Below are 16,021 nucleotides of genomic sequence, written 5' to 3'. Positions count from 1 at the left end.
TGCCGGCACCGGAGTACGCCGCCGGTGACTACCGCGCACCGGCCAATGCGATCGAGGAGATTCTCGCCGGCATCTACGCCGCCGTGCTCGGCGTCGAGCGCGTCGGTGTGGACGACTCGTTCTTCGACCTCGGCGGCGACAGCATTTCGTCGATGCAGGTGGTCACCCGAGCGCGGGCGGCGGGGCTGACCTGCCGGACCAAGGACCTGTTCGTCGAGCAGACCGTCGCCCGGCTGGCCCGGGTGGTCGAGGTCAGCGAGAATTCGGACGGCGAAGCCGATTCGGGTGTCGGTCCGCTGCCGGCGACCCCGATCATCGAATGGCTGCGCAGCGTCGACGGCCCCACCGACCAGTTCAACCAGATGGTCCTGGTGCAGGCTCCTGCCGACGCCTCTGCGGCCGACGCGGCAATCCTGTTGCAGGCCTTGCTTGATCGCCATGCAGCCCTGCGGATGCGCGTCGAGGACGACGGTCATGGCGGCTGGGTGCTGGCCACCGCGGAGCCCGGCACCGTGGCTGCCCACCGCTGCCTGCACACCTCAGACACCTGGTCCGACGCCGCGCTCGCGGCGGCCCGCGCGCACCTGGACCCTGCCACCGGGGTGATGCTCACCGCGCTGTGGGTGTCGGACACCCGGCAACTCGCGGTGATCATCCACCACCTGGCCGTGGATGCGGTGTCGTGGCGAATCCTGTTGGAAGACTTGAATGTCGCATGGATGCAGCACCGGGCCGGGCAGCCCCTCGTGCTGCCGCCGGGCGGTACGTCGTTCCGGCGCTGGGCGGAACTGCTCGCTGCGCACGCCCGGGACGCGGACGTCGTCGAGCACGAGGTCACGTGGCAGCGCGTCGAGCAGGCTGCGGCCCTGTTGCCCGCTGTGCAGCCCGCTGTCGACACGTTTGCCGCTGCGGAGCACCTGGCCGCCGAGCTGGACGCCGATACCACTGCGATGCTGCTGGGCGCCGTCCCGGCCGCCTTCCATACCGGCATCAACGACATTCTGGTGATCGGATTCGCCTTGGCGCTGGCGGAGTTCGCCGGTGCGTACGGCAGGCCCATGGGGATCGACGTCGAGGGGCATGGGCGCCACGAAGAACTCGGCTCCGATGTCGACCTGACCCGGACGGTCGGCTGGTTCACCACCAAGTCCCCGGTGGCGATCGCTCTCGGTGACATCACGTGGGCGCAGGTGACCGGCGGTGACGCGGCGCTCGGGGCTGTGATCAAGGACGCCAAGGAGCAGCTCCGCGCGCTACCGGACCCGCTGACGTACGGGCTGCTGCGGTACCCGAACACGGATTCTGTTGTGGCAGGCCCGGATCCGAGCATCGGGTTCAACTATCTGGGTCGCCACGGCGGCACCGCCGAACTCTCAGCGGACCTCTGGCGAATTGGCGAGGGTGTCTCCACGGCAGCGGCCATGGCGATTCCCATGCCGCTGATGCACACCCTGGAACTGGGTGCCGGTGCTGTGGACACTGCGGACGGCCCACGGCTGCAGGCAAATTGGACCTGGGCGCCGTCGGCACTCGACCGGGAACAGGTGACCCGGCTGAGCCGGCTGTGGTTCGAGGCGCTGTCCGGGATCTGTGCCCACGTCTCCGGCGGTGGGGGTGGACTCACGCCGTCCGACGTCGCGCCGGCTCGCCTGAGCCAGCAGCACCTCGACGAGTTGGCACAGCATCGCGGCGTTGCGGACGTGCTGCCGCTCACCCCCGTGCAGGAGGGCTTGCTCTTTCACGCCGCCACCGCGCAGGGCAGCGACGGCCTGTATGCCGGGCAGCTGGACATCGGGATCAGCGGGCAACTCGACGTCGACCGGCTGCACGACGCGGTGCGCGCCGTGGTCGCCCGGCATCCGCATCTGGTGGCGAACTTCCACCCGGAGTTCGGCCAGCCGGTACAGGTCATCCCGTCCGATCCCGTAACCGCTTGGCGTTACCTGGAACTCGACGGTGACGCCGGGCTCGCAGACGTCTGCGCCGCCGAGCGCGCCGCCGTGTGCGACCTGACCACCGGCCCGGTGTTCCGCGCCGCGCTGATCCGGGTCGCACCCGGTCGGTACCGGTTCGTGCTGACGAACCACCACATCGTGCTCGACGGCTGGTCGATGCCGATCCTGCTGGCGGAGATCTTCGCGGGCTATCACGGCCACCGGCTGCCCCCGGCGACGCCGTACCGCAACTACGTGAGCTGGCTGGCGGGCCGGGACCACGACGCGGCGACGGCCGCCTGGGGCGAACTGCTCCGCGGCCTCGACACGCCCACGCTGGTCGGACCCACCGGCCGCACCGAGTCCGGGCCGCGGCACGTCGAGACGGTGACGTTGCCCGCGGAACTCGCCACGGCGGTGCACGAATTGGCGCGCTCGCGGCACACCACGGTCAACACCGTGCTGCAGGCGGCGTACGCCCAGCTGCTGTGCTGGCTGACCGGCAGCCATGACGTGGTGTTCGGGACCACGGTCTCCGGCCGGCCCGCGGAGGTCTCCGGTGTCGAATCCATGGTCGGGCTGTTCATCAACACCGTGCCGGTCCGCGCCCACCTCACCGCGACGACGACGGCGGCCGAGCTGCTCGATCAGCTGCAGGGCGGCTACAACGCCACGCTGGACCATCAGCACCTGGCGCTGGGTGAGATTCATCGCATCACCGGTCAGGACCAGCTGTTCGACACCCTGTTCGCATTCGAGAACTATCCCGTCGACACCGCGGCGCTGTCGAGCGACGCCGAGCTGGCGATCACCGATGTCGCGACCCACGAGTCCACGCACTATCCACTGACCGTCCAGGCGCAGCCGGGCCGTGAACTGACCATCCGCACCGAGTACGACACCACGGTGTTCGGTGCGGCCGATATCGCGGCGATGATCGAGCGGCTGCAGACAGTGCTGGCCGCCATGACCACCGACCCGGGACGACCACTGTCGAGGATCGAGGCCCTCGAGCCCGGTGAGCAGATCACCGTGGATCAGTGGAGTGGCCGGGCCGCCCTGACGGAAGCCGGTGCCGGGGAAACGGTTCCGGGTCTTTTCGCCGGCCAGGTGACGCGGACGCCCGATGCGGTGGCGCTGACCTACCAGGCGTCGTCGTGGACCTATCGCGAACTGGACGAAGCCTCTGACCGGTTGGCGCATGCGCTGGCAGCCGAGGGCGCCGGCCCGGGACGGGCTGTGGCGCTGGTGTTCCCGCGTTCGGCCGACGCCGTCATGGCGATCCTGGCGGTGCTCAAGACCGGGGCGGCGTACTTGCCGATCGATCCGGCGCTGCCCGCGGAACGCATCGAGTTCATGCTCGCCGACGCGGCACCGGTGGCGGTGCTCACGACGCCGGACCTGGCCGGCGAGATATCGGGACTGGGCGTGCCGGTGCTGGACGTCGTCAGAGTTGCCCACCGCCGAAATGGCGTCGCGACAGCACTTCTCGGGCCACACCCCGACGACATCGCCCACATCATCTACACGTCCGGCACCACCGGGCTGCCCAAGGGTGTCGCGGTCACCCACCGCAACGTGACGCAGCTGTTCGCGGGGCTCGACATCGGGGTGCCGTTGGCTCCTGGGCAGGTCTGGACCCAGTTCCACTCCTACTCGTTCGACTTCTCGGTGTGGGAAATCTGGGCCGCGCTGCTGCACGGCGGGCGCCTGGTGGTGGTGCCCGATGCGGTGGTCCGCTCGGCAGACGAGTTGCACGCCTTGCTCGTTCGTGAGGGCGTTACGGTGCTGGCGCAGACGCCGTCTGCGGTGAGCGTGTTGTCGCCGGATGGCCTGGAGTCGATGGCGCTGCTGATCGGCGCCGAGGCGTGTCCGCCGGAGTTGGTCGATCGATGGGCGCCTGGCGGACGCGAGGAGCAGAACGGCAACGGCCGCGTGATGCTCAACGTCTATGGCCCGACAGAGACGACCATGTGGGTGTCCAAGAGCAAGCCGCTGGCGGCGGGTTCCGGTGCGCCGCCGATCGGTTCGCCGGTCCCGGGTGCGGCGCTGTTCGTGCTCGACGACTGGCTGCGGCCCGTGCGGCCCGGCGCCATCGGCGAACTGTATGTGGCCGGCCGCGGTGTCGGGATCGGCTACTGGGGCCGATCAGCCTTGACCGCAACACGTTTCATGGCGTGCCCGTTCGGCGCACCGGGAACACGGATGTACCGCACCGGTGACCTGGCGAGCTGGGGCCCCGACGGGCAGCTGCGCTACCTCGGACGCGCCGACGAACAGGTCAAGATCCGCGGCCATCGCATCGAATTGGGCGAAGTGCGTTCCGCGCTGGCGGCCGTCGACGGTGTCGAGCAGGCGGTGGTGATCACCCGTGAGGACCAGACCGGGGGCAAGCGCCTGGTGGGTTACGTCGTCGGGTCCGCTGATCCGGCCGAAGTTCGCGCCACGCTGGCGCAGCGCCTGCCGGGCTACATGGTCCCGGCGGCTGTCGTCGGCCTCGAGGAACTGCCCGTCACTGTCAACGGCAAGCTCGACACCCGCGCCCTGCCGGAGCCGGAATACGTTGCCGGCGCGTACCGGGCACCGGGCAGCCTCACCGAGGAGATCTTGGCCGGCGTCTACGCGCAGGTGCTCGGGGTCGAGCGGGTCGGTGTCGACGACTCGTTCTTCGACCTCGGCGGCGACTCGCTGTCGACCATGCGTCTGGTCGCGGCGATCAATTCCGCACTGGACGTAGACCTTCCGGTGCGCGCCGTGTTCGAGGCGCCCGCCGTTGCCCAGCTGGCGCCGCGGATCGTCGCGGGCGAGCGTGCCCTACAACCGCTGACCGTGGCGGAGCGTCCCGACGTGGTGCCGTTGTCGTTCGCGCAGAACCGGTTGTGGCTTGTCGACCAGGTGCAGGGACCCTCGCCGGTCTACAACATGGCCACGGCCCTGCGACTGGCCGGGGGCCTGGACGTCGAGGCCCTCGGCGCGGCACTGGCCGATGTGGTCGGTCGGCACGAGATCCTGCGCACGCTGCTCGTCGCACCGGACGGCACGCCGCAGCAGGTCGTGATCCCCCTGGCACAAGCAGATTTCGGCTGGGACGTCGTCGATGCGGCCGGGTGGCCGGAGAGCCGCCTGCAGGACGCCCTCGAAGCGGCCGCGCGTGGCACTTTCGACCTCGCCACCGATATCCCGTTGCGGGCGCGACTGTTCCGCGTCGCCGATGACGAGCATGTCCTGGTGGCCGTTGTGCACCACATTGCCGCAGACGGTTGGTCGCTGCGACCACTGGTCGCCGACCTGGGCGTGGCCTACGCCAATCGGTGTGCCGGCCAGGCGCCGGACTGGGCGCCGCTGCCGGTGCAGTACATCGACTACACGCTGTGGCAGCGGGCACAATTCGGCCGGCTCGACGACAGTTCGAGCCGGGTGGCCGGCCAACTGGCGTACTGGGAGGACGCGCTGGCGGGGCTGCCCGAACGCGTGCAGCTGCCGACCGACCGGCCCTACCCGCTGGTCGCCGATATGGCCGGCGCGACCGTGGCCGTGCAGTGGCCGGCCGAGTTGCAGGAGCGGGTGGCCCGCCTGGCCCGCGAGCACAATGCGACGAGCTTCATGGTGGTGCAGGCCGCGCTGCTGACGCTGCTCGCGAAAGTCAGCGCGAATACCGATGTCGCCGTGGGCTTCCCGATCGCCGGACGACGCGATCCGGCGCTCGACGACCTGGTCGGTTTCTTCGTCAACACCCTGGTGCTGCGCGCCGACGTGACCGGTGATCCGACGTTCGCCGAGCTGCTGAACCAGGTCCGGACCCGCAGCATCGAGGCCTTCGAGCACCAGGACGTGCCGTTCGAGGTGCTGGTCGAACGGCTCAACCCCGCGCGTAGCCTCACCCACCACCCGCTGGTGCAGGTCATGCTGTCCTGGCAGAACTTCACCGGCCTGACCGATCCGGCTGCCGGTTCCGGGTTGAAGGGTGTTGAGGTCTCGTCCATCCCCCTGGACACGCAGTCCGCCCGCATGGACCTGACGTTCTCGCTGTCCGAACGCTGGACCGAGACAGGACAATCCGCCGGCATAGGCGGCGAGGTCGAGTTCCGCACCGACGTGTTCGACGCCGAAACCGTTGCGGCCCTGATCAACCGGATGGAACTGCTGCTGACGGCGATGACTGCCGACCCGCAGCGGTCGCTGTCGTCGGTCAGTCTGGTCGATGACGCCGAGCAGGCCCGCCTCGACGAGCTCGGCCACCGGGCGGTGCTGACCGAGCCCGTCGGTACGTGCGAGTCGCTGCCCGAGTTGTTCGCCGCCCAGGTCGCTCGCACGCCGGATGCCGGGGCACTCACGTGGGCGGGCCGGACTCTGACGTACGCGGAACTGGACGCGGCGGCAAATCAGTTGGCACACCGCTTGATCGGCCATGGCGCGGGTCCGGGGCAGACGGTGTCCCTGCTGTTCCACCGGTCGGCCGAGGCCATCGTCTCGATCCTCGCGGTCCTCAAAACCGGTGCGGCGTACCTGCCGATCGACCCGGCGCTGCCGGATGCACGCGTCGACTTCATGCTCGGCGACGCCATGCCGGTCGTTGCCGTCAGCACCGGTGATCTGGTCGAGCGGTTGACCGGATTCGGCGGCCCGGTGCTCGATGTGGCCGGCACCGGCACCGAAAACCATTCCACCACAACGCCTCCGGCGCCGCAGGCGGGCGACATCGCCTACCTGATCTACACCTCCGGTACCACCGGCGTGCCCAAGGGCGTGGCCATCACACACCGGAACGTCGTCGGACTGCTGGGACAACTGAAAGACCAGCTGCCTACCGCACGCGTATGGAGCCAATGGCACTCACTGGCGTTCGACGTGTCTGTATGGGAAATCTTCGGGGCGCTGCTGCACGGCGGACGTCTGGTCGTGGTGTCCGAGACGGTGGCCCGATCGCCGGAGGAACTGCACGAGCTGCTGGTGGCCGAAGGCGTCACAATGCTGACGCAAACACCTTCTGCCGCACTGATGTTGTCGCCGGAGGGCCTGGAGTCGACGTCGCTGGTGGTGGCCGGTGAGGCGTGCCCGACTGAACTTGTCGACCGCTGGGCGACCGACACGATCGCGGCGGGCCGCGTCATGATCAATGCCTACGGCCCGACCGAGGCCACGATCTACGCGGCGGTGAGCGCACCACTGGAGTCGGGATCACCCGCCGTGCCGATCGGTACCCCGGCGTCGGGTGCGGCGGCATTCGTCCTGGACGAGCGGCTGCGTCCGGTGCCGCTCGGCGTGGTCGGTGAGCTGTACGTGGCGGGTTCGGGCGTTGCGGCGGGGTACGTACGGCGCGGTGGACTGACGGCGTCGCGGTTCGTGGCGTGCCCGTTCGGCGCACCGGGACAACGCATGTACCGCACGGGCGACCTCGTCCGGTGGGGCGCCGATGGCCAGTTGCAGTACCTCGGCCGCGCTGACGAACAGGTCAAGATTCGCGGCTACCGCATCGAATTGGGCGATGTGCAAACGGTATTGGCCGGTCTGGACGGTGTCCGGCAGGCCGCGGTGATCGTGCGCGAGGACCGCCCCGGCGACAAGCGGCTGGTCGGCTACATCACCGGCACCGCGGACCCGGCCGCGGCCCGTACCGCGGTGGCCAAATACCTTCCGGCGTACATGGTTCCGGCTGCGGTGGTGGCGATCGAGACGCTGCCGCTGACCCCCAACGGCAAGTTGGACCGGCGCGCGTTGCCGGCCCCCACGTACGGCAGCGCCGACCAGTACCGGGCTCCGGCTACTCGGGTCGAGGAGACCCTGGCGGCGGTCTTCGCCGATGTGCTCGGGGTCGAACGGGTCGGCGTCGACGATTCGTTCTTCGAACTGGGCGGCGACAGCATCATGTCGATGCAGGTGGTGGCCCGGGCCCGGGCGGCAGGGCTGACGTGCCGCCCGCGTGACGTCTTCGTCGAGCAGACGGTGGCCCGGCTGGCCTTGGTGGTCGGAACCGTCAGTGACGCAACCGATGTCATCGACGAGGGCGTCGGCTCGGTGATCGCCACCCCGATCATGCGGTGGCTGGCGAACGTGGACGGCCCGACGGGCCAGTTCAACCAGACCATGGTGGTGCAGGCCCCGGCGGGCGTCACCGAGGCCGATGTGGCAATGCTGTTGCAGGCCTTGCTGGACCGGCACGCCATGCTGCGGCTCCAGGTCGACGGCGGGGCGAGCGAAGCGACGGGAAATGGGACCGACTGGTCGATGCAGGTGCCCGACGCGGGCGTCGTCGACGCCAGGGACCGCCTGCGTACCGTTGACGAACTGACCGAAGACGCGGTGCGCGCGGCACGTTCGCGGTTGAACCCGGCGGCCGGCGTGATGCTCAGCGCTCTGTGGGTGGCGCCCGCCCGCCAGCTGGTGCTGATCATCCATCACCTGGCCGTGGACGGCGTGTCCTGGCGAATCCTGTTGGAAGACTTGAACGTCGCGTGGTTGCAGTCCCGCGCGGGGCAGCCGGTCGAGCTACCCGCGAGCGGCACGTCGTTCCAGCGCTGGGCTCAGGTCCTTGCCGAGCACGCCGCAGCCCCCGAGGTCATCGCGCAGGCGGACATCTGGCGACAGGTGGCGGCGACGCCTGCGCTGTTGCCGGCCGTCCAGCCGGAGCGGGACACCTTCGCCACCGCCGGGCAGTTGTCGGTGACGCTCGACGACGCCGACACTGTGCAGACGCTGCTGCGGGAGGCGCCGGCGGCGTTCCATACCGGCATCAACGACGTCCTGCTGATCGGATTCGCCTTGGCGGTGGCCGAATTCACGGGCCGCGGTGGCGCGATCGGCATCGACGTGGAGGGCCACGGACGGCACGACGAAATCGCCGACAACATCGACCTGTCGCGCACCGTCGGCTGGTTCACCACCAAGTACCCCGTGTCCGTCACCGTCGGTGAGCTGCCCTGGGCACAAGTGGCGTCCGGTGATGCGGCACTGGGGGCGGTGATCAAGGACGCCAAGGAGCAACTGCGGGCGCTGCCCGACGGGCTCACGTATGGCCTACTGCGCTACCTGAACGACGGTGTCGACCTCGAAACCGCTGATCCGGCAATCGGATTCAATTACCTGGGGCGCCTCGGCGGTGGACCGGAATTGTCCGAGGAGCTGTGGCAGGTCGGCCGGGACGGCGCGGCCGCGGCTGAGACCACCGGGGTGGCGACCGCGGTGCCGATGCCGCTGATGCACACCGTCGAGCTCAACGCGGGCACGGTGGACACCGACGCCGGTCCGCGGCTGCATGCCAACTGGACATGGGCCCGGTCAGCGCTCGACGGCGAGCAGGTCGAACGACTCAGCCGGTTGTGGTTCGAGGCGCTGACCGGCATCTGCGCACTGGTCCGCGCCGGCGGTGGCGGTCTGACCCCGTCGGATATCGCACCGGCCACGTTGAGCCAGAAGCAGATTGATGAGCTGCAGTGCCGGCAGCCGGTCGCCGACATTCTGCCGGTGACCCCGCTGCAGCAGGGCCTGCTGTTCCACGCCGCGCAGTCCGGTGCCGACGCCGACCTGTATGCCGTGCAGCTGGATCTGACGCTGGCCGGCCCGCTCGAGCCGGGCCGACTGCGCGACGCCGTGCAGCTGGTGGCCGAGCGGCACCCGAATCTCGCGGCGCGCTTCCACGCCGAACTCGGTGTGCAGGTCATCCCGACGACGCCGGAAATCTCCTGGCAGGTCGTCGATCTGACCGCGGCCGGTGGAACGGATGCCGAGGTCAAGCGCATCTGTGCGGCGGAACGCGCCGCGGTCTGTGAGCTGGCCGACCAACCTGCATTCCGGGTCACGTTGATCCGCATCGCCGAACATCGGCACCGGCTGGTGCTGACCAACCACCACGTCGTAATGGATGGCTGGTCGCTGCCGATCCTGCTGCGGGAGATTTTCGCCGGCTATCACGGGTACCGGCTCCCCGCCGCCGTGCCGTACCGGCGCTTCGTCACGTGGCTGGCCGAGCGTGACCTCGATGCCGCGCGTGCCGCCTGGTCCGAGGTGCTGGCCGGATTCGACACCCCGACACTGGTCGCGCCCCGACCGGGCACCGGTGGCCGCGGCGTGAAATCCGTTGGACTGTCGGCGCAAACGACACACGCCGTCGGCGAGCTGGCACGCTCGAGCCACACCACCGTCAATGTCGTTTTGCAGGCCGCCTATGCCCAGCTGCTCATGCAGCTGACCGGCCGGGACGACGTCGTGTTCGGGACCGCGGTGTCGGGTCGCCCGACCGACGTGGCCGGGGCGGACGAGATGGTGGGCCTGATGATCAACACCGTGCCGGTGCGGGCCACCGCGACCGCCATGAGCACTGCGACGGACCTGCTCGACCAGATGCAGGGCGCTCATAACCGGACGCTCGACCACCAGCACCTCTCGTTGTCCGAGATGCACCGGATCACGGGCCAGGACAGGCTCTTCGACACGCTGTTCGCGTACGAGAACTATCCGTTGGGCGCTGCCGCATCAGGGGGCGTCGGGGAACTGACCATCACAGACTTCAGCAGCCACGAGCAGAACCACTACCCGTTGACGGTGCAGGCCATGCCGGGCGAGGAGATCGGCCTGCGCGTCGAATACGACACCGATGTGTTCGACGCGGCAGCCGTCGACGCGCTGGTCGGGCGGTTCGAGCGGGTGCTCGTGGCGATGACCGCCACCCCCGCCGCGCGCCTGTCGTCGCTGGATCTTCTTGCTGCCGAAGAGCACTCGCGGTTGGACCGGATGGGCGACCGGGCGGCCGCGGCCGGTTCTGTTGCACCGGCGTCGATCCCGGAGCTCTTCGCCGTCCAGGCCGACCGCACTCCGGGGGCCACCGCGCTGACCGGACCGGACGGCTCGCTGACCTATCGTGACCTCGACGCGGCCTCGAACCGGTTGGCGCGCCTGCTGATCGAGCACGGCGCCGCGCCAGGACACACGGTCGCACTCGTGTTCCCGCGGTCGATCGAGGCGGTCGTGACGATCCTGGCAGTCCTCAAGACCGGTGCGGCGTACCTCCCGATCGATCCGGCACTGCCGGGCGAGCGGCTGGCGTTTGTGCTGTCCGACGCGGCGCCGACCGTCGCGGTCACCACAGCAGACCTCGCGGACCGGCTCGCCGGATTCGACGGCCCGGTCGTCGTCGACAGCACGGGCGAAAACCAGCCCGCGACAAGGCTTCCGCTGCCCGATCCCGACAGCGTTGCGTATCTGATCTACACCTCCGGTACCACCGGGATGCCCAAGGGCGTTGCGGTGGCGCACCGCAACGCCGCCCGGCAGTTCGGCGTTCCGCTCGTGGGCCTGCCGGCCGACCCGGTGTGGACACAGTGTCACTCGTACGCGTTCGACTTCTCGGTGTGGGAGATCTGGGGTGCGCTGTTGCATGGCGGCCGGCTGGTGATCGTGCCGGAAGCGGTCACCGCCGCTCCGGTCGAGTTCCAGCGGCTACTCGTGGCCGAACACATCAACGTGCTCACGCAAACACCTTCTGCCGCGGGGATTTTGATCCCTGAGGAGCTGGCGCCGCTGGCGTTGCTGGTCGGCGGCGAGGCCTGCCCGGCCGAGCTGGTCAACCGGTGGACGTCGTGCGGGCACACCATGATCAACGCCTACGGTCCCACCGAGACCACGGTCTATGCAGCGATGACCGAACCGCTCACGGTGGGACATGGTTCGGTGCCCATCGGCGTACCGGTGCCCGGTACGGCACTGTTCGTGCTGGACGGCTGGTTGCGCCCCGTACCGGAGGGCGTCGTCGGTGAGCTGTACGTCGCGGGCGAAGGCGTGAGCGTCGGCTATGCCGGCCGCCCGGGGCTGACCGCTGATCGGTTCGTGGCCTGCCCGCTGCGGGCAGCGGGGGAGCGGATGTACCGGACCGGGGACCTGGTGCGGTGGGATGCCGACGGACGCCTGCATTACGTCGGCCGAGCCGACGAGCAGGTCAAGATTCGCGGCTTCCGCATCGAACTCGGTGAAGTACAAGCGGCTTTGGCGACGCTCGACGGCGTGGATCAGGCGGCCGTGATCGTCCGCGAGGACCGCACCGGCGACAAGCGTCTCGTCGGCTACCTCACCGGCACCGCCGATCCCGCGGAGCTACGCACCCGGTTGGCCGACGTGCTGCCCGCGCACGGGGTCCCGGCTGCCATCGTCGTCGTGCCGGAGCTGCCCATGACGGTCAACGGCAAGCTCGACGTCCGCGCCCTGCCCGCGCCCGAGTACCGGGCCGGCACCTACCGCGCCCCGGGCACAGCCACCGAAGCCGCACTGGCGGCGGTCTACGGCGCGGTTCTGGGGATCGAACGCGTCGGGGTCGACGAGTCGTTCTTCGACCTCGGCGGCGACAGCATCTCGGCCATGCGCCTGGTCGCGGCAGTCCGCGCGGAGCTCGGGACCGAGCTGTCGGTCTCGACCGTGTTCGAGGCGCCGACGGTGTGGGAGCTCAGTGTGCGCCTGACGACGGACGGCGCGTCCGCGGCGGAGATCGCGCCGGTGCAGGTCCTCAAGACCGGTACGGGCGTCCCATTGTTCTGCCTGCCTGCGGTCAGCGGCGTCAGTTGGCCGTACCAGGTGCTCGGCGGCTACGTCGACGGCCCGATCATCGGAATCCAGCAGTCCGAGCCGGATGCGCCGCGGTCCATCAACGAGATGGCGGCGACGTACGCCGACCGCATTCAGAGTGCGCAGCCGTCGGGCTCGTACCGCCTCCTGGGCTGGTCGTTCGGTGGCGTGGTGGCGCATGCGGTCGCCGTCGAGTTGCAGCGGCGCGGCGCCGTCGTCGACCAGCTGGTGCTGCTCGACGCCGAGCCCAGCCTGCGCGTCGCCAATCAGGCCGTCGACCGGGATCAGCTGACCGGCATGCTCGACGACGGGCTGGCGGACCTGTTGGTGCGCAACTTCGACGTCAACGTCGCGCTGTACCGCGCGCACGAGGCCGGGCAGTTCGACGGTGATGTCGTGGTGGTCGCGGCCGCCCGGGACGACGCCGAGCGCGGAGCCTTCCTAGACCAGAGCTGGCGCCCGCATGTGGCCGGCGACATCACGGTCCACCCGGTGGCGTGTGGGCACCATGAGATGCTGACCGTCGAAGCGCTTGCCGCGTACGGCGGGCATCTGGGCGGTGAGGCACGGTGAAGGTTCGGTCGGGCAAGGGTGTGTTCGCCGGGGCTTTCGAGCTGCTGGCGCGGGTGGTGCTGCGCCGGCCGTGGGCGGTGATCGGCGCCTGGCTGCTACTCGTCGTGGCGTTGTCGGTGGCCGTGCCACCGCTGATGAAACTGGCCAGCGACCGTAACCAGGAATTGCTGCCGAGCAACTCGGCGGTGATGGCCGCGACGCGGGACATGACCGCGGCCTTCCACGAACCCGGAATCCAGAACATCGCGCTGGTGGTGCTCACCGACGAGAACGGCCTCACCAAAGCCGACGAAGACGCCTACCGCACCCTGGTCGACAGCCTGCACCGCGACACCGCCGACGTCGTGATGGTGCAGGACTTCATCTCCCAGCCGCCGATGCGAGAGGTGTTGGCCAGCAAGGACAACAAGGCCTGGTTCATCCCGGTCGGGATCCGCGGTGAGCTCGGGTCACCGGAATCCAGCGAGTCGTACAAGCGCGTCGTCGGCATCGTCGACCACACCGTCGGTCAAGACACCGCAGGCTCGACGCTCAAGTACTACATGACGGGCCTGACCGCGACCGTCGCCGAACGCGAACAACTCGGGTTGCGCGATCTGCGGGTCATCGAGACCGCCACCGTCGGCATGGTGCTGCTGATTCTCTTTGCGGTGTACCGCAATATCGTCACCATCCTGGTGCCGCTGGCGACCATCACCGTGTCGCAGGCCGCGGCAACGCAGGGCGTGGCAGCCCTGGCGACGTGGGGACTGCCCATTTCGCAGCAGACCGTCGTCTTCATGAGCGCCATGATGATCGGCGCCGGGGTCGACTACGCCGTCTTCCTGATCAGCCGCTACCACGAATATCTGAGGCAGGGACTGGATTCCGACGAGGCCGTGGCACGGGCGCTGACCGCCATCGGCAAGGTGATCGCGGCGTCCGCGGCCACCGTCGCGGTGACGTTCCTCGGCATGAGTTTCACGAGCCTCAAGGTCTTTTCGACGACCGGCCCGGCACTGGCCGTCACGATCGCGATCGCGTTCCTGTCGTCGATCACGCTGCTGCCGGCGATCCTGACGCTCGTCGGACGGCGCGGTTGGGCCAGGCCCCGGAAAGAACTGACCAGCCGCTTCTGGCGCCGGTCCGGGATCAACATCGTCCGCCACCCGGTGCGACACCTGGTCGGCAGCCTGGTCGTACTGATCGCGCTGGCCGCCGGCGTGGCCTGGCTGCACACCAGCTATGACGCCCGCACCGCGCTACCGGCGACGGCTGAGAGCAACATCGGCATGGCTGCCATCGAGCGGCATTTCCCCGCGAGTGTGACGGCCCCGCAATACCTCTTCATCCAGTCGCCGCACGATCTGCGGACGACGAAGGGCCTCGCCGACCTCGAGCAGATGGCGCAGCGCGTCGCGCAGTTGCCCGACATCGCGGCCGTCCGCGGCGTCACCCGGCCCACCGGTGCCCCGCTGGAACAGGCCACGCTGAGTTTCCAGGCCGGCGAGATCGGCGACAAACTCGCCGAGGCCACCAACAAGATCAACGGCAGCGTGGATCAGCGACAGGCCCTGGTCGGCGGGGCCGGCAAGCTCGCCGACAGCCTCGCGACCGTGCGTACCCAGCTGACCAAGACCATGGGGGTGATGGACAGCCTGAACAAGAGCATGGCGAGCATCAAAGACCAGCTGGAGAGCTCGCAGGAATTCCAGGACGCGCAGCGGCAGATGGACAGCGTGCGCAATTCCGGTGATGTGCCGAACATCCCGCCCCGGTCGGGCAGTCAGAACTTCCAGGACATGGTCGCGATGGCCGATGCCTTGCTGCAGCAGCGGAAGGACAATCCCGGCTGCGACAATGATCCGGATTGCGCGGGGCAGCGGGACCAACTACAGCGGCTGTCGGACGGTCTGCACAAGATGCAGCCCTCGTTGGACGCGGCAGCCAAAGCCCTTCGCTCCCTTGGCGGCAACGGCAACGGCAACGGCAGCAGCAGCGCGGGCGGGATGAAGCAGAACATGGCATCCCTGCAGGAGGGCGCCAATGCGCTCGCCGAGGGCAGCCGCAAGATCGCCGAAGGGTTACGTGTTCTGGACGACCAGACCAAGCAGCTCGGTGAAGGCCTGTCGCACGCCTCGGCGTTCCTGCTGGCGATGAAGTTGCACGCGTCCGAGCCGGGGGCGGCGGGCTTCTACATCTCGCCGGAAATCCTCGACAACGACAAATTCAAGGACCTGGCCCGCGTTTTCATGTCCCCGGACGGGCGTTCGGCGCGCTTCCTGGTCGAGTCCAAGCTGGACCCGTACGACACCAAGGCCATGGACCAGGTGAAGGCGATCCTCGCGGCAGCGCAAGGCGCGCAGGCCAATACGTCGCTGGCCGACGCCAAGATCGCGATGTCGGGCATGACCCCGTACTACGCGGAACTGCGCGACTACTTCAACAAAGACCTGCGGTACATCGTGTTGATGACCGTCGTCGTGGTCTTCCTGATCCTGGTGCTGTTGCTGCGGGCCGTCGTCGCACCGCTGTATCTCGTTGGCACCGTGATTCTTTCGTGCCTGTCCTCGCTGGGTATCGGCGTCATCGTGCTGCAGATCCTCGGCGGCCAGCCGATGGCGGCGAGCACACCGGGTATGGCGTTCATCGTGTTGGTGGCGGTCGGCGCGGACTACAACATGCTGCTGATCTCCCGGATCCGCGACGAGTCTCCACACGGCATCCGGTCCGGCGTCATCCGTACCGTCCGAAGCACCGGCAGTGTGATCACCTCTGCCGGCATGATTTTCGCCGCGCCGATGTTCGCCATGCTGTTCAGCAGCATCGGCTCCATGGTGCAGGGCGGCTTCATCATCGGCGTCGGCCTGCTGATCGACACCCTGATCGTGCGCACCGTGACGGTGCCGGCGCTGGCCGTGCTGGTCGGCAAGTACAACTGGTGGCCGTCGCGAACCAAGCGGAGCCCAGCACCTGCCCTGAGCTAG

2 protein-coding genes (1 of these 2 running past the window's edge) are annotated in these 16,021 nt (G+C 68.9%); both read left to right on the top strand.

Going from position 1 to position 16,021, the window contains the following annotated elements; genetic code table 11:
* Positions 1-13,055: the 3' portion of a non-ribosomal peptide synthetase gene (locus tag ACX12F_RS26760; RefSeq protein WP_459367264.1), read on the top strand. Its footprint begins 2,365 nt before the window's first position; 13,055 of the gene's 15,420 nt are visible here — the last part of the coding sequence; its start codon lies off the left edge, out of view; it ends in the stop codon at positions 13,053-13,055.
* On the top strand, positions 13,052-16,021 hold the full coding sequence (locus tag ACX12F_RS26755) for an MMPL/RND family transporter (protein ID WP_459367263.1): 2,970 nt from the start codon (positions 13,052-13,054) through the stop codon (positions 16,019-16,021). Before ACX12F_RS26760 ends, ACX12F_RS26755 begins: the two co-directional genes overlap by 4 nt.

The sequence above is a fragment of the Mycolicibacterium sp. HS_4_1 genome, from assembly GCF_054515875.1.
This window is presented reverse-complemented; position numbering and strand designations above follow the sequence as displayed.